At 59.9% G+C, this 22,074-nt stretch carries 18 protein-coding genes; 9 read left to right on the forward strand and 9 right to left on the reverse strand.

Going from position 1 to position 22,074, the window contains the following annotated elements; all coding sequences use genetic code 11:
* Nucleotides 1-16: 16 nt before the first annotated feature.
* Nucleotides 17-910: a LysR family transcriptional regulator gene (locus FQ192_RS29800; RefSeq protein ID WP_149661732.1), complete on the reverse strand. Its 894-nt coding sequence runs from the start codon at nucleotides 908-910 to the stop codon at nucleotides 17-19.
* A gap of 69 nt (nucleotides 911-979) precedes the next feature.
* Here FQ192_RS29800 and FQ192_RS29805 point away from each other — a divergent pair, with 69 nt between their 5' ends.
* Nucleotides 980-1,924, forward strand: a complete 945-nt coding sequence (locus FQ192_RS29805) for a DMT family transporter (RefSeq protein ID WP_149661733.1) — start codon at nucleotides 980-982, stop codon at nucleotides 1,922-1,924.
* Between the two features lie 252 nt (nucleotides 1,925-2,176).
* Nucleotides 2,177-3,253, forward strand: a complete 1,077-nt coding sequence (gene hppD, locus FQ192_RS29810) for a 4-hydroxyphenylpyruvate dioxygenase (RefSeq protein ID WP_149661734.1) — start codon at nucleotides 2,177-2,179, stop codon at nucleotides 3,251-3,253.
* 151 nt (nucleotides 3,254-3,404) lie between these two features.
* Here hppD and rarD read toward each other — a convergent pair whose 3' ends face one another.
* The 3 genes from rarD to FQ192_RS29830 all read right to left on the reverse strand — a co-directional run bounded on the left by rarD (nucleotide 3,405) and on the right by FQ192_RS29830 (nucleotide 7,191).
* Nucleotides 3,405-4,292 carry an EamA family transporter RarD gene (gene rarD, locus FQ192_RS29815; protein ID WP_149661735.1) on the reverse strand — a complete coding sequence of 296 codons (888 nt, stop codon included), beginning with the start codon at nucleotides 4,290-4,292 and terminating at the stop codon, nucleotides 3,405-3,407.
* Nucleotides 4,293-4,624: 332 nt separating this feature from the next.
* The gene (locus FQ192_RS29820; protein ID WP_149661736.1) at nucleotides 4,625-5,638 is read right to left on the reverse strand and encodes an aldo/keto reductase; all 1,014 of its coding nucleotides are present in this window, start codon (nucleotides 5,636-5,638) and stop codon (nucleotides 4,625-4,627) included.
* 242 nt (nucleotides 5,639-5,880) lie between these two features.
* Nucleotides 5,881-7,191 carry an MFS transporter gene (locus FQ192_RS29830; RefSeq protein WP_149661738.1) on the reverse strand — a complete coding sequence of 437 codons (1,311 nt, stop codon included), beginning with the start codon at nucleotides 7,189-7,191 and terminating at the stop codon, nucleotides 5,881-5,883.
* A 170-nt stretch (nucleotides 7,192-7,361) separates the two neighbouring features.
* Between FQ192_RS29830 and FQ192_RS29835 the strand changes: the two genes are divergently transcribed.
* The 4 genes from FQ192_RS29835 to FQ192_RS29850 all read left to right on the forward strand — a co-directional run bounded on the left by FQ192_RS29835 (nucleotide 7,362) and on the right by FQ192_RS29850 (nucleotide 13,074).
* Nucleotides 7,362-8,474 carry a sugar diacid recognition domain-containing protein gene (locus FQ192_RS29835; protein WP_149661739.1) on the forward strand — a complete coding sequence of 371 codons (1,113 nt, stop codon included), beginning with the start codon at nucleotides 7,362-7,364 and terminating at the stop codon, nucleotides 8,472-8,474.
* Between the two features lie 227 nt (nucleotides 8,475-8,701).
* Entirely contained in the window at nucleotides 8,702-9,844 is a 1,143-nt protein-coding gene (locus FQ192_RS29840; protein ID WP_149661740.1) for a glycerate kinase, read from the forward strand.
* A 376-nt stretch (nucleotides 9,845-10,220) separates the two neighbouring features.
* Nucleotides 10,221-11,846 carry a methyl-accepting chemotaxis protein gene (locus FQ192_RS29845; RefSeq protein ID WP_149661741.1) on the forward strand — a complete coding sequence of 542 codons (1,626 nt, stop codon included), beginning with the start codon at nucleotides 10,221-10,223 and terminating at the stop codon, nucleotides 11,844-11,846.
* A gap of 40 nt (nucleotides 11,847-11,886) precedes the next feature.
* Nucleotides 11,887-13,074 carry a pyridoxal phosphate-dependent aminotransferase gene (locus FQ192_RS29850; RefSeq protein WP_149661742.1) on the forward strand — a complete coding sequence of 396 codons (1,188 nt, stop codon included), beginning with the start codon at nucleotides 11,887-11,889 and terminating at the stop codon, nucleotides 13,072-13,074.
* A gap of 135 nt (nucleotides 13,075-13,209) precedes the next feature.
* Here the strand turns inward: FQ192_RS29850 and FQ192_RS29855 are convergent, their stop codons facing one another.
* From FQ192_RS29855 to FQ192_RS29875, 5 genes are all read right to left on the reverse strand, one after another.
* Complete coding sequence (locus tag FQ192_RS29855; protein WP_149661743.1) at nucleotides 13,210-14,187, reverse strand: NAD(P)-dependent oxidoreductase; 978 nt, start codon at nucleotides 14,185-14,187, stop codon at nucleotides 13,210-13,212.
* 21 nt (nucleotides 14,188-14,208) lie between these two features.
* Nucleotides 14,209-15,507: an MFS transporter gene (locus FQ192_RS29860; RefSeq protein ID WP_149661744.1), complete on the reverse strand. Its 1,299-nt coding sequence runs from the start codon at nucleotides 15,505-15,507 to the stop codon at nucleotides 14,209-14,211.
* A 118-nt stretch (nucleotides 15,508-15,625) separates the two neighbouring features.
* Nucleotides 15,626-16,600, reverse strand: a complete 975-nt coding sequence (locus FQ192_RS29865) for a sugar kinase (RefSeq protein ID WP_149661745.1) — start codon at nucleotides 16,598-16,600, stop codon at nucleotides 15,626-15,628.
* Nucleotides 16,593-17,375 (reverse strand): sugar phosphate isomerase/epimerase, encoded by a 783-nt coding sequence (locus tag FQ192_RS29870; RefSeq protein WP_149661746.1) that lies wholly within the window; start codon nucleotides 17,373-17,375, stop codon nucleotides 16,593-16,595. The genes FQ192_RS29865 and FQ192_RS29870 overlap by 8 nt, the downstream gene beginning before the upstream one ends.
* 145 nt (nucleotides 17,376-17,520) lie before the next feature.
* Nucleotides 17,521-18,546 carry a LacI family DNA-binding transcriptional regulator gene (locus tag FQ192_RS29875; RefSeq protein ID WP_149661747.1) on the reverse strand — a complete coding sequence of 342 codons (1,026 nt, stop codon included), beginning with the start codon at nucleotides 18,544-18,546 and terminating at the stop codon, nucleotides 17,521-17,523.
* 270 nt (nucleotides 18,547-18,816) lie between these two features.
* Between FQ192_RS29875 and FQ192_RS29880 the strand changes: the two genes are divergently transcribed.
* From FQ192_RS29880 to FQ192_RS29890, 3 genes are all read left to right on the forward strand, one after another.
* Nucleotides 18,817-19,689, forward strand: coding sequence for a hypothetical protein (locus FQ192_RS29880; RefSeq protein WP_149661748.1), 873 nt, complete (start codon nucleotides 18,817-18,819; stop codon nucleotides 19,687-19,689).
* Between the two features lie 139 nt (nucleotides 19,690-19,828).
* Complete coding sequence (locus FQ192_RS29885; protein WP_178129278.1) at nucleotides 19,829-20,662, forward strand: hypothetical protein; 834 nt, start codon at nucleotides 19,829-19,831, stop codon at nucleotides 20,660-20,662.
* Nucleotides 20,601-22,016, forward strand: coding sequence for a hypothetical protein (locus FQ192_RS29890; RefSeq protein WP_149661750.1), 1,416 nt, complete (start codon nucleotides 20,601-20,603; stop codon nucleotides 22,014-22,016). The genes FQ192_RS29885 and FQ192_RS29890 overlap by 62 nt, the downstream gene beginning before the upstream one ends.
* The last annotated feature ends 58 nt before the right edge of the window (nucleotides 22,017-22,074 follow it).

A 22,074-nucleotide genomic window follows, 5' to 3' on the forward strand; every position in this document is an offset into this window, starting at 1 on the left:
ACCTGTGGCGATGAAACTAGGAGGATAGATGGCCGTTCGCGCTTTGGCTCAGGCCGGATGCCAGCGAAATAAAAGCCAGAGTCGCCGGCGAAGACTGACGCTGGTCCAGCACCGCCAATCCGACCTGGCGCCTGACCGGTGGCGACAGCGGACGTTTCACATAGCGGCGATCGGCGTCCTGCGGCAATGAGCTTTCGGCGACGACGGTCAGTGCATCGCCACGGCCCACGGTGTCGAGGGTGCTGAGCAACTGTGAGCAGCGGTAACGAATGTTCGGTGTCAGCCTAGCGGCGCTGAACAGACGGGAAACCAGCTCCGAAGAACCGGCCTCGGTCAACACGAAGGGGTCATGGCACAAGTCGCTCAAACTCAAGCTTTTGCGCGCCGTCAGCGGATGATCGGCGGGCAGCAGCGCGACCATCTGGTCTTCCATCAGCGCAAACGTGTCGAAACGGTCCTCGGGCAATACCACGAAACCAATGTCGATGCGCCGCTCTTCAAGCCACTGAATCACCTGGCGATCCGGGCCTTCATCGACGTGCACTTCGATGCCGGGATGCGCTGCGCGGTACTGCTGCAAGATCAGCGGCAGTAACTTGATCGATGACGTCGGGCCGAACGAACCGATGCGCAACGTGCCGCGTTTCATACCACGAGCATCGGCGGCTTCCTGGCGCAGGGTGTTGGCCAACCCGAGCATGGCCCGGGCGCGCAGCAACAGTTGCTGGCCGATGTCGCTGAGTTCGACCTGGGACTGATGCCGGCGCAGCAACTCGACGCCCAGTTCCTGTTCCAGCGCCTTGAGCGCATGGGACACCGCCGATTGCGAGATGCCCAGGCGATTGGCGGCGGCGGTGAAGCCGTGCAGTTCGGCCACCAGGGAGAAAATTTCCAGTTGGGTCAGGGTCATGAGTGTTTACTCATTTTACGATGATCAGGTATTAGCCGGATCATACGACATCTGTGCTTCGGGTGACCTATGAGTAGCTATGAGCAAAACTGGACGAAACCGTCGGACGTGCCGGTGTATCTGAAGCTGGCGGCAGTGACCATGATCTGGGGCGGGACTTTCGTGGCCGGGCGTTTCCTCGCCGACAGCCTCAGCCCGTTGTTTGCCGCGAGCCTGCGGTTTTTGCTGGCCAGCGTGGCGTTGTTGCTGTTTGTGCTACTGGCCCGGACGCCGCTGGTGCGGCCCAGCGCCAGGCAGTGGCTGCAATTGGCGATGCTGGGGTTCTTCGGGATCTTCTTCTACAACCTGTGCTTCTTTTACGGGCTGCATTACATCAACGCCTCACGGGCGTCGTTGATCGTGGCGTTGAACCCGGCGGTGATTGGCCTGGCATCCTGGCTGTTATTCAAGGAACGCCTGAAGCGGGCGAAAGTGGCAGGGATTGCGATCTGCATCGCCGGGGCAGGGCTGGTGATTGTCAGCCGCAACCCGCAACTGCTGGCGGCTAATGCCGACGCGTGGATTGGCGATCTGCTGATCTTCGGCTGCGTGCTGAGTTGGGGGGTCTACTCGTTGTTTTCCAAGGGATTGAATCAAACGCTGGGGCCGGTGCAAACGGTGACCTATTCGATCCTGTTGGGCACGGCGATGCTTTGGCTCACCAGTGCGGTGCGCGGCGAGTTGAGTGTCGAGGCGCTCATCCGCCTGGGGCCGCAACAATGGCTGAGCCTGATGTACCTGGGCGTACTCGGCTCGGCGCTGGCCTACATCGGCTATTACGACGGCATTCGCAAAATCGGCGCGACCCGTTCCGGCGTGTTCATTGCCTTGAATCCGTTGACCGCCGTCATCCTGGGCGCATTGCTGTTGGGCGAACAACTGACCTTGCCGATGGGCCTGGGCGGCGGGCTGATCCTGGCGGGGATTTACCTGTGCAACAAACCGCTTGCGCCGCCTGTGAAAAAGGGGATTTGATACAGAAGGCGGACAAACCGTTTTACGCTGTGTAGAATCGGGTTACGCATACAATAATAAACGACTTCTGACACCAGAAGCCTCGCCCGCAAGAGCCTTGGGTCGACAATGAAGAGTTTTGGGTTTCAACTGATCTACGGTGACTTCCTCGCCCGCAGCGTGCGCGGCATCTCCTGCGCGCCGCCCGCCAGTCTCAGCATTGCTAGCAACTAACGATCCGTTAATTCTAAAAATGATGATGAGGCGCCAACCATGGCAGATTTATACGAAAACCCAATGGGCCTGATGGGCTTTGAATTCATTGAGTTCGCATCGCCGACCCCGAACACCCTGGAGCCGATCTTCGAGATCATGGGCTTCACCAAGGTCGCGACCCACCGTTCCAAAGACGTGCACCTGTATCGCCAGGGCCTGATCAACCTGATCCTCAACAACGAACCCCACAGCGTCGCTTCGTACTTCGCGGCCGAGCATGGTCCGTCGGTGTGCGGCATGGCGTTCCGCGTCAAGAACGCCCAACAAGCGTTTGCCCGTGCCCTGGAACTCGGCGCCCAGCCGATTCATATCGAAACCGGCCCGATGGAACTGAACCTGCCGGCGATCAAAGGCATCGGCGGTGCACCGCTGTACCTGATCGACCGTTTCGGCGAAGGCAGCTCGATCTACGACATCGACTTCGTGTTCATCGACGGCGTGGACCGCAATCCGGAAGGGGCGGGCCTGAAGATTATCGATCACCTGACCCACAACGTGTATCGCGGGCGTATGGCCTACTGGGCCAACTTCTACGAGAAGCTGTTCAACTTCCGCGAAATCCGTTACTTCGACATCAAGGGCGAATACACCGGCCTGACTTCCAAGGCCATGACCGCGCCGGATGGCATGATCCGCATCCCGTTGAACGAAGAATCGTCCAAGGGCGCCGGGCAGATCGAAGAGTTCCTGATGCAGTTCAATGGTGAAGGCATCCAGCACGTCGCGTTCCTCAGCGATAACCTGATCGACACCTGGGATCGCCTGAAGAAAATCGGCATGCGCTTCATGACCGCGCCACCGGAAACCTATTACGAAATGCTCGAAGGCCGTTTGCCGAACCATGGCGAGCCGGTTGATCAACTGCAATCGCGCGGGATTCTGCTGGACGGTTCGTCCGAGTCGGGCGACCGCCGCCTGCTGCTGCAGATCTTCTCGGAAACCCTGATGGGCCCGGTGTTCTTCGAATTCATCCAGCGTAAAGGCGATGATGGTTTCGGCGAGGGTAACTTCAAGGCGTTGTTCGAATCGATCGAGCGCGATCAGGTTCGTCGTGGCGTACTGTCCACCGAGTAAGCCACCGCAGATGTAAAAAAGCCCGGTCAGCAGCAATGCTGGCCGGGCTTTTCTTTGGCTGATACATCCCCCTGTAGGAGCGAGGCTTGCCCGCGAAGCTTTTTGGCGCCTTCAAGGACGCCTTCGCGGGCAAGCCTCGCTCCTACATTATTTACATAGGCTTGCGGCGCTGCCGGACCAGATGCTTGAACCCTTCAAACACCAACACCACCACCGCCAGCCAGATCGGAATGTAGGTCAGCCATTCCCCAGGCTTGATACTTTCCCCCAACAGCAACGCCACACCCAGCAACAGCACCGGTTCGACATAGCTCAGCAAGCCGAAAAGACTGAACGGCAACAAGCGGCTGGCGATGATGTACACCACCAGCGCCGAAGCACTGATCAACCCGAGTACAGGGATCAGCAGCGATAGCCACGGGTATTGTTCGAACACGACGAAACCCTGTTCACCGCCCCAGACGAACCAGAATGCCACCGGCAGCATCAAGGTCATGTCCAGCCACAAACCGCCGAGGTTGTCGGTGGTCAGCCATTTGCGCAACACGAAGTACAAGGGATAACCGACGACCACCAGCAACGTCGCCCAGGAGAAACCGCCGACCTGATACAACTCGTTGAGCACGCCGAGGGAGGCGAAAAACACGGCGACTTTTTGCAAGTAGGACAAACGCTCGCCATAAGCGATGCGCCCGGTCAGCACCATCGCCAGCGGCAACAGGAAATAGCCCAGCGACACGTCGAGGCTGTAGCCGTTAAGCGGTGCCCACATGAACAGCCAGAGTTGCAGGCCAAGTAGCGTCGCCGAGACGACCAGACCGGCGAACAACTTGGGTTTACCGCCCAGGCGCTTGAGGATGTCGAGCGAGCGCCGCCATTCACCGGACACCAGCATGAACACTGTCATGCAGGGCACAGTCAGCAGCATCCGCCAGCCGAAGATTTCTACGCCGCTCAAGGGCGTGAGCAGCGAGGTGTAGTAATACATGACGGCAAACAGCACCGAGGCTGTGACCGATAAAGCGATACCTTTAGACAAACTGTCCTCGCGGGGTTGAACGTGAAACGGGGGGCGGAGGATACGTGGTTTTAGCTTAGAACATTGTCTGATTGATCAAGATCGTTCACAGATGATCGTTCCCACGCTCTGCATGGGAATGCCTCAATGGACGTTTTACGTCCGATTTGGGACGCGGAGCGTCCCTGGCTGCATTCCCACGCAGAGCGTGGGAACGATCAAACCGGGATTTGGCGAACGCCACAGTTCCCTTGTAGGAGCGAAGCTTGCTCGCGAAAGCGGACTTCCAGCCAACATCGATGTTGGATATGAAGACGTCTTCGCGAGCAAGCTTCGCTCCCACAGGGTGTGTGTCAGCTGTTGCGGGGTTTACGGCCCGAGACGAAATGGCTCACGTCATTGAAGCCCGGTGTCGAGGAGTGGCCCGGTGTCACCAGCGAGTCAATGAACGCCTCATCTTCCGCCGTGATCTTCACCGTCTGCGCCTTGGTGTAGGCGTCCCACTGTTCCTCGGTGCGCGGCCCGACGATGGCGGAGGTGACGGCGCTGTTATTGATCACCCAGGCAATGGCGAATTCGACGATGCCCACGCCACGGCCCTGGGTGTATTGCTGGATCTGCTGGGCGATGCGCAGCGACTCGACGCGCCATTCGGTTTCGAGGATGCGTTTGTCTTGGCGCCCGGCGCGGCTGTTGGCGTCCGGCGTGACGTCCGGAGCGTATTTGCCGCTGAGCACGCCGCGCGCCAATGGGCTGTAAGGCACCACGCCGAGGCCATAGGCGTGGGCGGCGGTGATCTGTTCGGTTTCAGCCTGGCGATTGACGATGTTGTACAGCGGCTGGCTGATCACCGGCCGGTCGACGCCAAGCTTGTCGGCCACGCGAATGACTTCGGCGATGCGCCAGCCACGGTAGTTGGACAGGCCCCAATAGCGGATCTTGCCTTGGCGGATCAGGTCGCCGATGGCCGAGATCGTCACTTCGAGCGGCGTGTTGTGGTCTTCGCGGTGCAGGTAATAGATGTCGACATAGTCGGTGCCCAGGCGGGTCAGGCTGGCATCGATGCCGTTGAAAATGTGCTTGCGACTGAGGCCGCTGCGGTTCGGCACGCCGTCCACCGGGCCGAAACCGACCTTGGTGGCGAGCACCCATTCGTGACGGTTGCCGGCAATCGCCTCACCGACGATCTCTTCGGAGCGGCCGCCGGTATAGACGTCCGCGGTGTCGATGAAGTTGATGCCCTGGTCCCAGGCCTTGTCGATGATCCGCAGGGAATCTTCGGTGCTGGTCTGTTCGCCGAACATCATGGTGCCCAGGGTCAACGTAGAGACTTGCAGACCCGAATGACCCAACGTGCGGTAACTCATGACGAAATCCTTTTGCCGATGGAAAGGCGTCAATCAAATACCAGAACGGTGGCCGGGAGCAACCGGATTTATCGACACAACTCCATTTTGGCCAGGGGCAATAAACGGCCATTGTGGCGAGGGAGCTCGCTCCCGCTGGGCTGCGTAGCAGCCCCAAATTCTGCAAATATTCACGATTTTGCGAGTGCTGCGCACTCGAGCGGGAGCAAGCTCCCTCGCCACAAAAGCACCTTGCTTGCTCGTTAAACCTTCAACGTACGCGTCATCCGCAACGCCAGCACACTGCCGCAGACAATCACGCCCGCCAGCAGGTACAACGCCGCATCGGTCGACCCGGTGCTGTCCTTGACCCAACCCACCAGATACGGGCTGAGGAAACCGGCCATTTGGCCCATGGAGTTGATCAACGCCAAACCGCCCGCCGCCGCACCGGCACTCAGCAGCGCGGTCGGCACTGGCCAGAACATCGGCAGGCCGGTGAGGGCGCCCATGGTCGCGATGGTTAAACCAAGAATCGCAATCGCCGGCGTCGTGGCGAAGTTCACCGCGATCAGCAGACCGACCGCGCCCATCAACATCGGCACCACCAAATGCCAGCGCCGCTCTTTGCGCAAGTCCGCCGAACGACCGACCAGCAACATGAACATCGCCGCCAGCAGGTAGGGAATCGCACTCAACCAGCCAATCACCAGGTTATCGCTGAATCCCAGGTTCTTGATGATCGACGGCAGCCAGAAGTTGATCGCATAAACACCGCTCTGGATGCAGAAATAGATCAAGCCGAACGCCCAGATCGCCGGGTTCTTGAACACCGCCAGCAGCGAATCGGTGGTGGTTTTCGGCTTGTTGGCCAGGTCTTGCGCGTGGTCCGCTTCCAGTACCGAACGCTCGAACGGCGTCAGCCACTTGGCATTGGCGTAACTGTCGCTGAGCAGGAAGTAGGCGAGGGCGCCGAGGATTACGGTTGGGATCCCTTGCAGTAAAAACATCCACTGCCAGCCGGCCAAACCCGCCTGGCCCGCGCCGAAGTGATTGAGGATCCAGCCGGAAAACGGGCTGCCAAGCAGACCGGACACCGGGATCGCCGACATGAACAGCGCCATGATGCGGCCACGGCGGAAGGTCGGGAACCACTGCGAGAGATAGAGCACCACGCCCGGGAAGAACCCGGCTTCGGCCGCGCCGGTGAACAGGCGCAAGGTGTAGAACTCGGCGGGTGTGGTCACGAACAGCAGGCAGGTCGAGAGCGAGCCCCAGACAATCATCATCAACGCAATCCAGCGCCGAGGGCCGAATTTGGTCAGGGCCAGGTTGCTCGGTACGCCACACAATACGTAGCCGATAAAGAAGATCCCGGCGCCGAGGCCGTACACGGTTTCACTGAATTTCAGGGCGTCGAGCATCTGCAGCTTGGCGAATCCAACGTTGACCCGGTCGAGGTAGTTGAACAAGTAGCAGATGAAGATGAAGGGGATCAATCGAAGGGTAATGCGTTTGTAGACGGCGTTTTTTTCGTCAGCAATGGTCTGGGTAACGGCTGCGCTCTGTGACATGGCGGGCTCTCTCTTTATTATGATTTTTTGCGATGCAAAGGGTAACGTTGATCGCCCTGTGAGTCTCGGCCACCGCTTGGGTGGTTGTCTTTGTGCCTGAGCACAGGGTTTGCCCACAAGGCCTGTGCGGGTGAACAACCCGTCCCTCCACGCTTTCAAGGATCTGCCCAATGTTTGAACTCGATCACGACCTGGCCCAGGACATCGTCGACCGGGCCATGGCCATCCTGCCGTACAACGTCAACGTCATGGACAGCCAGGGGCTGATCCTCGGTAGCGGCGAGCCCGAGCGGATCAACACCCGCCACGAAGGCGCGCAACTGGTGCTGGCCAACGGGCGCGTGGTGGAGATCGACGCGCAAACCGCGATTCACCTCAAAGGCGTGCAGCCGGGGATCAACCTGCCGTTGTTGCTCGATCAGCGGCTGATCGGCGTGCTCGGCATCACCGGCGAACCCGAGCAACTGCGCACCTACGCCGAGCTGGTGCGCATGACCGCCGAAATGCTGGTGGGCCAGCGCAATCAGCAGGCGGAACAGCAATGGCGACGCCAGCGTTGCGATGATTTGCTCGCCTTGTTGTTGACCGACGCGGGGGATTCGCCGCGTCTGGTGGATGAGGCGCAACAATTGGGCCTCAAGCCGCAGCTATCGCGGGTGCCGTATCTGTTCGAGTTGGGCCTGGAACACGGGCCGGGGCAGACCGTCGAAGCCCTCAGCGCCTGGCTGATCAGCCGTTATCCCGACAGTTGGTGTGTCAGCTCCGCCAAGTCCTCGCTGCTGTGGTGCCGGCCGGCGAGCCAGGCGATCGAGCATGAACGGTTGCTGGAAAAACTCGATGGCCTGGGCTGGAACATTTTGCGCATCGCCGTGGGCGGGCAGGCCGATGGGTTGCCGGGGTTGCGCCGCTGCTATCGCCGGGTCGGTGATCTGCTGGCCTATGGACGCGATGTGTTGCCGCGCTCGCGGTTGCTGAGGCTGAACCGTTATCGGCTGCCAGTGATGCTCTGGCGGCATCGCAACGACGACGCGCTGGACGAGTTGCTCAAGCCGTTGCGCAAAGTCATCGCCAAGGACAATAACGGTCAATTGCTGGCGACCCTGCGTTGCTGGTGCGACCACGATGGGCAAAGCCAGGCGTGTGCGGATGCGTTGGGGATTCATCGCAACAGTCTGCGTTATCGCATGGAGCGGATTGCCGAGTTGAGTGGGGTTGATCCGTTGCGGCTGGACGGGATGCTGGCGCTTTATCTCGGGGTGCAGTTGCTGCCGCAAACGGAGTGAAAGATGTGGCGACTATATGGACGCCTTCGCGGGCAAGCCTCGCTCCTACAGGGATCGCGGCGCTCGCTATTGTAGGAGCGAGGCTTGCCCGCGAAGAGGCCCTCCCAGCCACCACAATCCCGGGTTTGTAGAAATGAACAACAAACGCCACCCCCACTTGTGCACCTGACCGGCGTCATCCTCCGGGGCAACTGGCAGCATGGATGCATTGAAAACGGAGAATTCTCATGAAAATCGTCATCGCCCCCGATTCGTTCAAGGACAGCCTGAGTGCCCAAGGCGTCGCCGATGCCATCGCGTTGGGATTGGCCGAGGTCTGGCCGCAGGCGCAGTTGGTCAAGTGCCCGATGGCCGACGGCGGGGAAGGGACGGTCGAATCGATTCTGGCGGCGTGTGCGGGTGAATTGCGCCGCACAGCCGTGCGCGGCCCGTTGGGGGCAACGGTTGACGCCGCGTGGGGCTGGCTGCCGCACAACCACACCGCGATCATCGAAATGGCCGAGGCCAGCGGTTTGCAATTGGTGCCGACGGCGCAGCGCAATGCCTGCGTCAGCAGTACCTTCGGCACCGGCGAACTGATCCGCGCCGCGCTGGATGCCGGGGCGCAGCGGGTGATCCTGGCGATTGGCGGTAGCGCCACCAACGACGCTGGCGCCGGGGCGATGCAGGCCCTGGGCGTCAAACTGTTCGATGCCCAGGGCCAAATCCTCGCGCCCGGTGGCCTGGCGCTGGCGCAACTGGCCCGCATTGACCTGAGCGACATCGATCCGCGCTTGAACGCGGTGCGCTTTGACATCGCTGCCGACGTCAACAATCCCCTGTGCGGACCCCACGGTGCCTCGGTGATTTTTGGCCCGCAGAAAGGTGCATCGCCAGCGCAGGTCCAGCAACTGGATCAAGCCCTTGGACTGTTTGCCGATGTGTGTGCGCAAGCCTTGGACAAAGACGTGCGCGATGAACCGGGCAGCGGCGCGGCGGGTGGCCTGGGGTTCGCGGCCAAGGCGTTCCTGGGGGCGCAATTTCAGGCTGGTGTGGAAGTGGTCGCGGAACTGGTTGGCCTGGCCGAGGCGGTGGAGGGCGCGGACCTGGTGATTACCGGTGAAGGCCGATTCGATGCCCAGACCTTGCGCGGCAAGACGCCGTTTGGCGTGGCGCGGATTGCCTGCCGGCAAGGTGTGCCGGTCATCGTGATCGCAGGGACCTTGGGTGAGGGTTATCAGGAACTCTACGAGCACGGCATCGACGCCGCGTTTGCCCTGGCGAGCGGGCCGATGACGCTGGAGCAGGCGTGTGCCGAGGCGCCTCGGTTGTTGCGGGAGCGGGCGAGCGATATTGCGCGGGTTTGGCAGATCGCTTCCCAAAAGACCTGAACGCGATCATCAAGGTAGAGCGTTTTTGTGGCGAGGGGGCTTGCCCCCGTTGGGGCGCGTAGCGGCCCCTGGCATTCTTTCAGTCATTCCGTGCAAGCAGGTTTAGCGCCTGCTTCGCAGGCGAACGGGGGCGAGCCCCCCTCGCCACAATGGACTCGCCCCTGCAGCACAGGTGTTTCGCCGCTGAAACACCCCTAACCCCCTTGAAATATTTTTCCACTTCCCCCGTAAAAATCCTCAAGCCCGGCCGATAACCCTCATAGGCGCGCACAAACCAACCATAACAGTGGCGCCAAGCTGATCCCGCCGGCCCCACGCCCGCCCGACAGCGACCACGGCACGGATGCTTCGACGCTCACCCCCCGAGAATCATCCTATGTCCCTGCGTAATCTGAATATCGCGCCTCGAGCGTTCCTCGGTTTTGCCTTCATCGCCTTGCTGGTGATCGTGCTGGGTGTGTTTGCGGTCAATCGCATGTCGATCATCCGCCAGTCCTCGGTCGACATGGGCAGCACCCAACTGCCCAGCGTCACCTTCCTGGGCAATGTCACCGAAAACATCCTGCGCATGCGCATTCTCTCGTTCCGCATTCTGGTTAACCGCGAGCCGGCCAGTCTGCAGGAAGCCGATACGCGCATTGGCGTACTGACCGACAAGGCCCGCAAGGCGCAGGTCGCTTATGCCGCACTGCCGATGGGTCCTGACGAAGCGGCACTGTATAAAGTGTTCAGCACCACCCTCGACAATTACATGCAAGCCCAGCGGGAAATGCTGGACCTGTCGCGTCAGAACAAAGTCGATGAGATGCGCAGCCTGATCAATACGCGGATCAAGGAAGGCACCGACCTGATGGGCGAACAGCTCAATAAACTGGTGACTTACAACATCGACGGCGCCAAAGCGGCGGGGACGGTTGCCGAAGACAACTACAACACCGCCGTGAACGGCATCATTGTCGTGTCAGTGGTGGCGGCGCTGATGACTGTGCTGCTGGCCTGGTTGTTAACCCGCAGCATCGTCACACCGTTGAACCGCGCGGTGCAGGCTGCCGAAACCATCGCCGGCGGTAACTTGACCAAAGCCATCGAAGTCGATGGCAAGGACGAACCGGCCCGCCTGCTCGGTGCCTTGTCCGTCATGCAGACCAACCTGCGCCAAACCATCGAGCAGATCGCCGGTTCCGCCACGCAATTGGGCGCTGCCGCCGAAGAACTCAGCACCGTCACCGAAGAAGCCTCGCGCGGCCTGCAACAGCAGAACAACGAAATCGAACAAGCGGCCACCGCCGTCAATGAGATGACCGCCGCTGTGGAAGAAGTGGCGCGCAATGCGGTGTCGACTTCCGAAGCGTCGAACCAGTCGACCCAGGCCGCTCGCGAAGGCCGCAACCGCGTGGTGGAAACCGTCGACGCGATCCAGACCATGACCCACGACGTGCAAAACACCGCGACCATGATCGAAGGCCTGGCCGCACAAGGTCGCGACATCGGCAAGGTGCTGGACGTGATCCGCGCCATCGCCGAGCAAACCAACCTGCTGGCGCTCAACGCCGCCATCGAAGCCGCCCGTGCCGGTGAAGCCGGGCGTGGTTTTGCGGTGGTGGCAGACGAGGTCCGGGCCTTGGCCCATCGCACCGCGCAATCGACCCAGGAAATCGAAAAAATGGTCGCCGGCATCCAGAACGGCACCGGTGAAGCGGTGTCCTCGATGCAGCAAAGCAACCAGCGCACCCAAAGCACCCTGGAAATGGCCCGCTCCGCCGGTGTGGCCCTGGAGCAGATCACCCAATCGATCCACCTGATCAACGAACGCAACCTGGTGATCGCCAGCGCCTCGGAAGAACAGGCCCAGGTGTCCCGCGAAGTCGACCGCAACCTGGTCAACATCCGCGACCTCGCCACTCAGTCCGCCGCCGGTGCCAACCAGACCAGCGCTGCCACTCACGAACTGTCGCGTCTGGCCGTGGATTTGAATGCGATGGTGGCGCGTTTTGTAATTTGAGATAGGGTTGAGTCTGGAGCACGCGCGACAGGAGACGTACATGCGCTATTCAGCCCTGACTCAACGTATTGCCGGTGACGGAGCGGCAGCCTGGAACATTCATGATCGAGCGCTGGAGATGCGCGAACAGGGCATTGATGTGTTGCTGCTGACGGTGGGCGATCCGGATTTCGACACGCCCAGGCCCATCGTCCAGGCCGCCATCGACAGCCTCTTGGCCGGCGATACCCATTACTCGGATGTGCGTGGCACCCGGGCGTTGCGCAACAGCATCGCCAGTCGGCATCGACGCCGCAGCGGTCAGGCAGTGGATGCCGGGCATGTGATCGTGTTGCCGGGGGCGCAATGTGCGGTGTACTCGGTGGCGCAATGTTTGCTCGATCCGGGCGATGAAGTGATCGTCGCCGAACCGATGTACGTCACCTACGAAGGTGTCTTCGGCGCTTGCGGGGCGAAAGTGGTGCCGGTGGCGGTACGGCCGCAGAACGGTTTTCGCGTGGACCCGGCGGATGTCGCGGCGCTGATCACGGCCAAGACCCGGGTCATTTTGCTGAACAGTCCAAACAATCCTTCCGGCGCCAGCCTTTCATTGAAGCTCTGGCAGGAACTGGCGCTGCTCTGCGTTCGCCACGACTTGTGGCTGATCAGCGACGAGGTCTACAGCGACTTGCTGTACGAAGGCGAGCACGTCAGCCCCGCCAGTCTGCCCGGCATGGCCGAGCGCACGGCGACCATTAACAGCCTGTCCAAATCCCACGCCATGAGCGGTTGGCGCGTCGGTTGGGTGATCGGCCCCAAACCCTTGGCCGAACACTTGATGCACCTGTCGTTGTGCATGCTGTTTGGCATTCCGGATTTCGTGCAGAAAGCCGCGCAAGTGGCGCTGGATGGGGACCTGCCGGAGGTGGCGCAGATGCGCGAAGAGTATCGCCAGCGCCGGGACCTGGTGTGCTCGCGGTTGAGCGCGTGCCCGGGTATCCGGCCGATCGTGCCCGATGGCGGGATGTTCGTGATGGTCGATATCCGCCCGACCGGGCTCTGCGCCCAGGGGTTTGCCGAGCGGCTGCTGGAGGGGTATGGCGTGTCGGTGCTGGCGGGCGAAGCCTTCGGGCCGAGTGCGGCGGGGCATATTCGCCTGGGGCTGGTGGTGGACCAGGTGAAACTGGCGGACGCGTGTCGGCGGATTGCGCGGTGTGCGGCGGATCTTCTGGAAGCGCGGCGGGCTTGACGGCCTCTTCGCGGGCAAGCCTCGCTCCTACAGGATCTGCGTAATTGATCGTTCCCACGCTCTGCGTGGGAATGCCGCCTGGGACGCTCCGCGTTCCGCTTTTAGATGTGACGCGGAGCGTGGGAACGATCATCTTCAGCCTTTCCAGGCCAACCCATTCACCAGATTCACCGGCCGTTCTCCGGCCAACGCCATCAGCAGATTGTCCACCGCGCACTTGGCCATCGCCTCGCGCGTCTCATGGGTCGCCGAGCCAATGTGCGGCGTGGCCACCACGTTATCCAGCCGCAACAACGGCGACGCCGAATCCAGCGGCTCGCGCTCAAACACATCCAGCCCCGCCGCACGAATCTGCCCCTTGCGCAGGGCGTCAATCAACGCGACTTCATCCACGACTTTACCCCGCGAGATGTTGATGAAGATCGTCTCCGGGCCCATCAAGGCAAACTGCTCAGCCCCGATCAACCCCTCGGTTTCAGCAGTCAGCGGCAAGGTCAGGCACACGAAATCCGCCTCTTGCAACAGCTGCGGCAGGCTGCGGTATTGCGCGTTGAAACGCTGTTCCACCGCCGGTTTCGGCGAGTGGCTGTGATAAACGACCGGCATGCCGAAACCGAAATGCCCACGCTGGGCCAACGCCTCGCCGATGCGGCCCATGCCGATGATGCCCAAGGTCTTGCCATGCACATCGGTGCCGAACTGTGCCGGGCCAACGTTGCGCTTCCAGTGGCCGGCACGAACCATGTTCGCCAGTTCCACCACGCGGCGGGCACTGGCCAGGATCAATGCAAATCCGGTGTCAGCCGTGGTTTCGGTGAGGACGTCCGGGGTGTTGCTGAGCAGGATCCGGCGCTCGGTCAAATAATCGATGTCGTAGTTGTCGACACCCACCGAAACGCTGGCGATGGCTTCGAGATCGGGGGCCAGATCGAGTAATGCAGCGTCCAGCTTCAGACTGGCGCCGAGCAAGCCCTGGGCCTTGGGCAGGGCCTCGCGCATTTTGGCCAGGCCCTCGGCGTCGAGGCTGTCGATCAGGGTCACTTCAGTCTGCTCATGCAAGCGGGCCATCAGCAACGGCGAGAGTTTCTTGTACAGCACGACCTGCTTTTTCATCGTCATCGTCTCAACTTCAATTCAAGGGTGAGCAGGCACCGGCCGTTTCGCAACGGCCTTGGCCACGACTCGGTCACTGGCGCCGGGCTTGAGGAAAATTGTCAGTACTACCGAGAGCATCAACGCGCCGCTCATCAACAGATAAGAAGCACCCGGCGAACCGGTGCTGCTGTTCAGGTAACCGACCAGATAGGAACCGCCAAACGAACCGAGGGCACCCATGCTGTTGATCAGCGCCATGGCGCCACCGGCGACGTTGGCGGGAAGGATTTCCGGGACGATCGCAAAGAACGGCCCATAAGGCGCATACATGCAGGCCCCTGCGATCACCAGCAAGGTGTAGGACCACCAGAAGTGTTCCGCACCCAAAGCGTATGAACCGTAGAACGCAATCGAGGCGATCAGCAGCGGCGGCCAGACGAAGCGTTTACGCTTCTGCAACTTGTCCGAACCCCAGGACACCGCGAGCATCCCAATCACCGCCGCCAGGTACGGCAGCGCCGAGAGCCAGCCGGCCTCGACCATGTCCATCTGCAAACCGGCCTTGAGGATCGACGGCAGCCACAGCACGAAGCCGTAGACGCCGATGCTCCAGCAGAAAAACTGCAGGGCCAGCACGATGACTTTCGGCGAGCGGAAGGCTTCGGCGTAGTTTTTCACCGCTTTGATCCCGACCTGTTCGGCCGCCAAGGCGCTTTCCAGGTCCTGTTTTTCCTGGTCGCTGAGCCACTTGGCCTGGGCTGGACGCTCGTCCGCCAGGCGCCACCAGATAAAGGCCCAGATCACCGCCGGCAAGCCTTCGATGATGAACATCCAGCGCCAGCTGAAATGCTGCACCAGATACCCCGACACCACCGACATCCACAGCATGGTCACCGGGTTGCCGAGGATCAGGAAGGTGTTGGCGCGCGAACGTTCGGCACGGGTGAACCAGTGGCACAGGTACACCAGCATCGCCGGCATCACCGCGGCTTCAACCACGCCGAGCATGAAGCGAATGACGATCAGCCAATAGGCACTGGAGACGATCCCGGTCAGGGTCGCGAGGCCGCCCCAGAGGATCAGGCTGACGAAAATCAGCTTCTTCACGCTGTGTTTCTGCGCATAGATCGCGCCCGGCACCTGGAAGAAAAAGTAACCGAGGAAGAACAGTGCGCCGAGCATCGAGGACAAACCCGGGGTGATCATCAGGTCTTCGGCCATCCCGGAGGCGGCGGCGAACCCGTAGTTGGCGCGGTCCAGATACGCCAGGCTGTAGGTGATGAAGACGATGGGCATGATGTACCACCAGCGGCGGGTGGCGAGTGTTGCGGTTTTCATGATGGTGCTCCTGAGCTTGTTGTTTTTGTCGCAGCAGGTAACGGTGTTCGGTGATCGTTCCCACGCTCTGCGTGGGAATACCTCTACGGACGCTCCGCGTCCACGGTGGCGCAGAGCGTCACGGGCTGCATTCCCACGCAGGAGCGTGGGAACGATCAGGTATGTGGCTTGGCAATTCGGCGCGGGTCGGCAACCCCTCCATATCCCCCCGACTCTGCACCGCACGGCTGCCAATCCAGTTGGCGCGCTGCACGGCGTCGGCGAAGCTGTGGTTTTCCAGCAGGGCGCTGATCATGCCGACGGCAAAGCCATCGCCGGCGCCCACGGTGTCGACCACGTTTTGCACCGGCACACCGGCGACGAAGCCCTGGTCCAGGTGCGTGCGGTAATACGCACCGTGCGGCCCCAGTTTGATCGCCACCGCTTCAACCCCTTGGTCGAGGTAAAACGCCGCGATGTCGGCCGGGTCTTCAAACCCGGTGAGCAAGCGACCCTCGCTCAACCCCGGCAGTACCCAATGGGCGAGGGCGGCGAGGCGATTGATCTCGGTGATCATCTGTTGCTCGCTGGCCCACAGGCTCGGGCGCAGATTCGGGTCGAAAGACACACTGCGCCCGGCCTCGCGCATGCGGGTCATCAATTCGAAGGACATTTCCCGAGCGCTGACGGAAAGCGCCGGAGGAATCCCGGTGGCGTGCAAGTGCCGGGCGTTCAACAGCTCAGGCTGGATCGACTGCACCGACAAGTGACTGGCTGCCGAACCACGGCGGAAATACTCGACCACCGGATCGCTGCCGTCATCAGCGCGGGACTTGAGTTGAAAACCAGTCGGGTGCGCCGGGTCGATATCGACGTGACTGCAATCCAGGCCTTCTTTGGCCAACGTATCGATTACGAAACGACCCAGCGAATCAGCACCCACCCGGCTTAGCCACGTGACGTTGAACCCCAGCCGCGACAATCCGATGGCGACGTTACTGTCCGCCCCGGCAATGCGCTTATGAAACTGGCCAACCGCCGCCAGGTCACCGCTCTGCTCGGCGACGAACATCGCCATGGTTTCGCCGAACGACAGGATATCGATCTCAGACATGGGCGCTCTCCAACCGTGATTGACCGAGGCGGGCGAGGGTGGCGACGTGTTCGGTGGTCAGTTGCACCAGGTCGTCGCCCTGCAACGGATACTCCGCCGCTCGCATGATGCCTTGGGCCATGTGCCGCAGCAGCTGTTCCCACAGATGCAGGTCGGCGGCGCTCGGTGGTATCGCCACCAGTTTGCCGTCGGCTCGACGCGCCACAGCCTTGCAATGCACGTAGCCGACATGCCGCCCGAGCAACCGCGCGGCGCTGGCGGCGGACTGGTCCTGCCATTGCCAGTTGCCGATGTCGAAGGTCATCTTGATCGGCAGGTTGTGCTGCTCGACCTCAGCGAAAAAGCGCTGGAACGGCTCAATGCGCCCGCCGTGCAAGGTCTGGTCGTTTTCCACCAACAGCTGCACGGGACTTTGGCTCAACTGTCGAGCCAACGCCTGCAAGTCGTTGTTGTCGGTGAAATAGCCGAGGGAGACTTTCAGCCACTTGGCGCCAAACAGCTCAGCGCGTTGCAGGGTCTTGAACAATTCAGGATTGGGCTTCGATTGACCGGCCAGCCACAGCTCCATCGGCGAGGAATAGACGCTTTCGAGGCCGCGAGCCTGGGTGTCATCCGCCAGTTGCGCGGGGTCTTCGTGGGTCAACAGTTCTTCGCGCCATTCGATGCGCGTGGCGCCGGCGGCGGCCAGTACCTCGATAAAACTGCCTTGGCCGAGCTGGCGGACGAGGTCGGCGCCGTAGCTCGACAAGCTGATGGAAACGGGTGGTTTATTCATTGTTATTTACCTCTGAAACCGGTTTCATTTTTGTTCAAAAAAAAGGTTTGGAATTTGCGTTGTTCTTTCGGGCGTCTTCGCGGGCAAGTCGGATCGCCGCACCGCTCGCTCCTACAGGTTTCGCTGCGTTTGAACAACGTGTGATTCAACGCAAATCCCCACGGGTCGACCCACGCACCACCAACCGCGCCGCAAAATCCATCGTCCGCACTGGCCCGACATCCCCGCGCAAACGCTTGAGCAAACACTCAAACGCACTCGCGCCAATCTCCGCCGTCGGCTGGGCGAGGGCGGTAATGCCGCTGCCCACCAACGGGTACCAATCCAGATCATCCAACGCAATCAGCCCGACATCCCCAAACAGGTCACAGCCAAGCTCACGCAACGCATGGGTGCCGGCCAACGCCGCAATCCCGTTGGCACAGAACAGCGCTTTTGGCCCGGGGCCGGGTGTATCAAGGAAGGTTTGCAAGCGTGAGGTCAGGTCGCTGCCGGTTTCGACGACAGCCCCTTGCAGCGTCGAACGCTGCTCAATCTGCGCCTTGAAACTGCCCACCCGTTCAATCCGCGAGCTGGTGCCGTCAAACGGTTCAGTCACCAACAGCACATCGCGATAACCGCGTTCTTCAAGGTGGGCGAGGGCCATCGCGACGGCGGCGGGATTATCGAGACCGACCAAATCGCTCTCGAGCTGCTCGACCTTGCGATCCACCAGCACCAGTGGCATCTCCCGGTGCAGCTCGCGCAGTTCATCGCGGTGATGACCTAGGGTGTTCACGATCAAGCCTTCGATGTTGTACGAACGCAGCAGCGCCAGGTGCTGACGTTCCTGCTCGTCATCGCGGTCGGTGTTGCACACCACCAGGCTGTAGCCGTGCTGGCGGCAAGCGGTTTCCACGCCATGCATCACGGCAATCGAATAAGGGTTACGGATATCGGCCACCAGCATGCCGATCAGGCGCGTGCGCCCGCGTTTCAGGCCACGGGCCATCTGGTTCGGGCGGTAGCCCAATTCGCTGATGGCGAGTTCGATGCGTTGGGCAATGGCATCGGAGAGCAGGGCGCGGTCGTCGCCGATGAAGCGCGAGACGCTGGCCTTGGACACGCCGGCGTGTTTGGCGACGTCGAGCATGGTGACGCGGCTGCGCTGGGCGGCGGAGAAATCGTTCATGCGGTGGACCTTGTTATTGGCTTTATATGAGTTCCAATGCGTATTGACCTGAAACCGGTTTCAGGAAACCTCACAAGGCGGGCCACGTCAAGCTTGCATTGGCGCGGATTCACTCAGAAACGGCGCTATACCCGACAAACGGTCGAAGAACCTGTCAGATATGACAGTAGGCAATGTCTGTGTTTGAACGTCTAATTTCCTACAAAGGAAACACGAAACAGAGACCTTCGAGATGTAATCGAAGTTCTTTGACACGGGGGGGTGATGCAAATGACTTCTGACAAACATCACGGCAAGAAGAAAAAACCATCCGCCATGGGTGTTTTAGCGCTGCCACTGACAATTGATGGCGTCGATCCTAACGATCCGCTGCAGGTGATTCCCGCTGTGGCGTCCACAGTCGGCGCGACACTGAGAATTCCACGGTGGAGCCCCTCTCTCGACCCTCTTAAAAGCGATCTTTTGGAAATATGGGTCCTTCAGCCCGGCGACACGACGGAAGTCCGGTTCTATAACACCTTGTTTCCTGTGCCGGTCGTGTTCCCTGCATCGATTACATTGCCCGCCCAATACTTGCAGCGTGCCGGCACACTCCGCTTGCGGTACCGCACGACGCTGGGTGATAACGACAACGAAGATACCTCTTTGCCACAAACGTTCACCGTCAGCCCCCCCGTTGCGATCAATCTGGAACCTCCGAAATTTATCGTTGAGTCATCCTATAACGACGAATTCATTTTCAAGGGATACCTGAATTGCAGGGTCAGACCTCGGATTTGGGAAAGAGTGTTATTGCAAATACCAGCTCAACCCGGACGCTTTAGTGGTAATGACGAACTCACCATGGATTGGCAGGGCTTTAACAAATTGAACGGCGAAGATCCTATTGTGGGTACTGAGGGGCAGTTCACCAAAATATTGACCCAAGCAGAGGCGAACTCTCCTACTGGCTTCATTTTTGTGGTGGGCAGCGACAAGTATGACAAACATATCAAACCCATTGCTTTCGGCTCGGCAAAAGCCTTTTACACCTTGTACCGAAACAACGTCCCGTTGGGCCGTTCAGGAACAGACACGGTGAAAATCGATCGCAAAATATCGGGGAGTAATATGTGCGATGCGAATAATGATCCCTATCCCTGACCAACAGTGCGATGCAAGTTAATAGCTGTGAATGTTTTGTATCTTGCAAACCTTGCACGACATGCATGCCGAATGTCGTACAAGGTGCTGAATCACTATTCAGCTCCGGAGTATGCAGTGTGAAGTCGCGTAGTTCTCCATGAAACAAGTGCATGTGCAGATCGGCAATAAACTCATTGATGGAGCGACTCAAATGAATCAGAAAGTGAATGACGTTGGCGTATTAGTAGACCAACCGATCGTTAAAGACAATCTGCCGGATGGACGTCTGACGTACAAGCAGTTGAGAGAAGATGGCACCATAGAAGTCATACTGAATACTGTGGCGGACGCTAATGTTAAGAGCATTGAACTGCAAATGTTTCTACCGGGGCTTGATCCCGTCTTGGATCCTGAGTCTGATATCTTCGTCGTTGACCGAAAAACCAGGGCAACAGAGCCAGGAGGTGTTTGGACCCCTCCACTCACTTTCACTGTTAATGTCCGCACGCTTAGCGACAGGGCCAACGGGGGCGACTACCCGGAGTGGAAATTGTGTTTTGCAACTTATGATGAGTTTGATAACCCCGACTCATCAATTGCTTACGCCCCTATTTTTGTCGATCTGACTGCTCCCTACCAGATACAACCAGGGACTGGCAACAGGACGGGGCTGCGGCCGAATTCCATTCCCACTGGCTCAGTGCCGCCACGCATTGATGATGCCTGGCTCAACAACCCGACAAACAGTGGTGGTTTGAATCTGGTAATCCCTACGGCCTATGCAAAGTTTGAAGCGGGCCTGGATAAAGCCACGGTTTATATTTCCCGATTGGCGACGTATCCGTTGATGCGTACCGAAACTCCCGCCTATTCAGGCCCATTGCCTGCGGGGGGGGAGCGTCAATGTACCACTGAGCTTCCTAAGAACATTGACGGATGGCCGTTACTACCTTGCCTACGACCTCGAGGATGCTCCTGGCAATATCAGTAACAATTCGCTGATCAACTTTATTTTCCAAGTGGTCAGGGCTCCAGCGCCCGTGCTTAACGCACCAACGATTCCAGTCACCGGGGCAGATGGTCGTACGCCCATTACTCTCGCGACGGTAGCTGATCCATCGCCCTCGCGCGCGGTGATCGAAATTGTTCCTCATACCACTTGGGTGGACGGCGATCACGTCATTCCGTCTATGTTGGCCTTGGGTTCCACCACCCCGGTGTTGGTGCCAGAGCAACGCTTCACCACCGGCACTACGTTGATGCGTTTTGTGTTGGACTACAACAAAATGAGCGAGGTATTTGGCAACCCCGATGGCCAGGACGAAGTCCAGTTCTCGACCAAGTATCAGCTTTCCCGCAGCTCCTTCACTCCGCCCTTTCCCGAATCGGCGGCATGGGTCGCGGTGGTTGACTTCGCTTACGGCGGCCCCGACCAGCCAAACTTGCCGTTACCCTTAAATCCAAACCTGCCGTCGGTCATCGTGCAGGGTGCAGGCGCTACAACTCCCCGCCCCAATACGCTTGGACCAGAGCAGGCGGGCCTGGATGCTGAAATGCAAGCGCCAGTCGTCCCCACTGCGGATCGGCCGGTTACCGGACGCGAAATCTATACTTTTTATTATCAAGGCAAGGAAGTGGGCGTACGCAGCCCAGCTCCCGGGCAAACCACGCCTGTAACATGTCCGCTGCCATGGCAGACCATCCGCCAAGAGGGTAATGGCACAGGTGTCAATGCAAGAAAGGCCTATGTAACCATTGAGCTACCGGGTGGCAACAATGTGATGCGGCAGGAGGTGGATACCGACGTGGACGTCACGGCGATCATCATCAATCTGCCGGCACCGCAACTTATTAATTCGGGGTATATCATAAACATTCCCGGTCAACCGCCTCAGGTGGTACCGGAACGAGACAACAGTACTGTAATCAATTGTACGATCCTGAACCATCCGAGTACGCCACTGGGGACCATGCCTCCCTATCGAGCGCGCGGTCTGCGTGTGAGGGTCCGCAGCAGCGTTGATATCCCGCCTGGCACCCCGGTGACGCTCAGATTTGAAGGGCGCGAGGAGGCTCCCGATGGCCCCATCATTCCCGGTACTGAAATTGCTCCCGCAGCACTCCCAATGCCGGCGACGGGTAATCTTGACTTCTGGCTGGACGATTACGCCCGGCTCAAAGCTTGCCAGTTTCCTCCCGCAGGGACCCCGCCAGTGCGTCCAAACCCACCCAATTACGCACGCATCTCGTATACGGCGGGCGGCATTGAGGCGGTAGCCACCTTTGCAGTCCAGTTGTTGAATGGCAGCCTGGTGTATTGCGAAGTGGAGCGTCCGGAATCTTGATCGATAACTGACTTCCTGCCGGTGGGAACAATGTTTTTGTTGTTCTCATCGGTCGGAA

Source organism: Pseudomonas sp. ANT_J12, from assembly GCF_008370045.1.
Classification (GTDB): domain Bacteria; phylum Pseudomonadota; class Gammaproteobacteria; order Pseudomonadales; family Pseudomonadaceae; genus Aquipseudomonas.

Coding starts and splice junctions, on each gene's coding strand:
- FQ192_RS29850 (WP_149661742.1), top strand. CDS start 11,887: ATGCGCTATTCAGCCCTGACTCAACGTATTGCCGGTGACGGAGCGGCA.
- FQ192_RS29845 (WP_149661741.1), top strand. CDS start 10,221: ATGTCCCTGCGTAATCTGAATATCGCGCCTCGAGCGTTCCTCGGTTTT.
- FQ192_RS29865 (WP_149661745.1), bottom strand. CDS start 16,600: ATGTCTGAGATCGATATCCTGTCGTTCGGCGAAACCATGGCGATGTTC.
- FQ192_RS29805 (WP_149661733.1), top strand. CDS start 980: ATGAGTAGCTATGAGCAAAACTGGACGAAACCGTCGGACGTGCCGGTG.
- FQ192_RS29875 (WP_149661747.1), bottom strand. CDS start 18,546: ATGAACGATTTCTCCGCCGCCCAGCGCAGCCGCGTCACCATGCTCGAC.
- FQ192_RS29820 (WP_149661736.1), bottom strand. CDS start 5,638: ATGAGTTACCGCACGTTGGGTCATTCGGGTCTGCAAGTCTCTACGTTG.
- FQ192_RS29830 (WP_149661738.1), bottom strand. CDS start 7,191: ATGTCACAGAGCGCAGCCGTTACCCAGACCATTGCTGACGAAAAAAAC.
- FQ192_RS29800 (WP_149661732.1), bottom strand. CDS start 910: ATGACCCTGACCCAACTGGAAATTTTCTCCCTGGTGGCCGAACTGCAC.
- hppD (WP_149661734.1), top strand. CDS start 2,177: ATGGCAGATTTATACGAAAACCCAATGGGCCTGATGGGCTTTGAATTC.
- FQ192_RS29880 (WP_149661748.1), top strand. CDS start 18,817: ATGACTTCTGACAAACATCACGGCAAGAAGAAAAAACCATCCGCCATG.
- FQ192_RS29860 (WP_149661744.1), bottom strand. CDS start 15,507: ATGAAAACCGCAACACTCGCCACCCGCCGCTGGTGGTACATCATGCCC.
- FQ192_RS29885 (WP_178129278.1), top strand. CDS start 19,829: ATGAAACAAGTGCATGTGCAGATCGGCAATAAACTCATTGATGGAGCG.
- FQ192_RS29840 (WP_149661740.1), top strand. CDS start 8,702: ATGAAAATCGTCATCGCCCCCGATTCGTTCAAGGACAGCCTGAGTGCC.
- FQ192_RS29835 (WP_149661739.1), top strand. CDS start 7,362: ATGTTTGAACTCGATCACGACCTGGCCCAGGACATCGTCGACCGGGCC.
- FQ192_RS29870 (WP_149661746.1), bottom strand. CDS start 17,375: ATGAATAAACCACCCGTTTCCATCAGCTTGTCGAGCTACGGCGCCGAC.
- FQ192_RS29855 (WP_149661743.1), bottom strand. CDS start 14,187: ATGAAAAAGCAGGTCGTGCTGTACAAGAAACTCTCGCCGTTGCTGATG.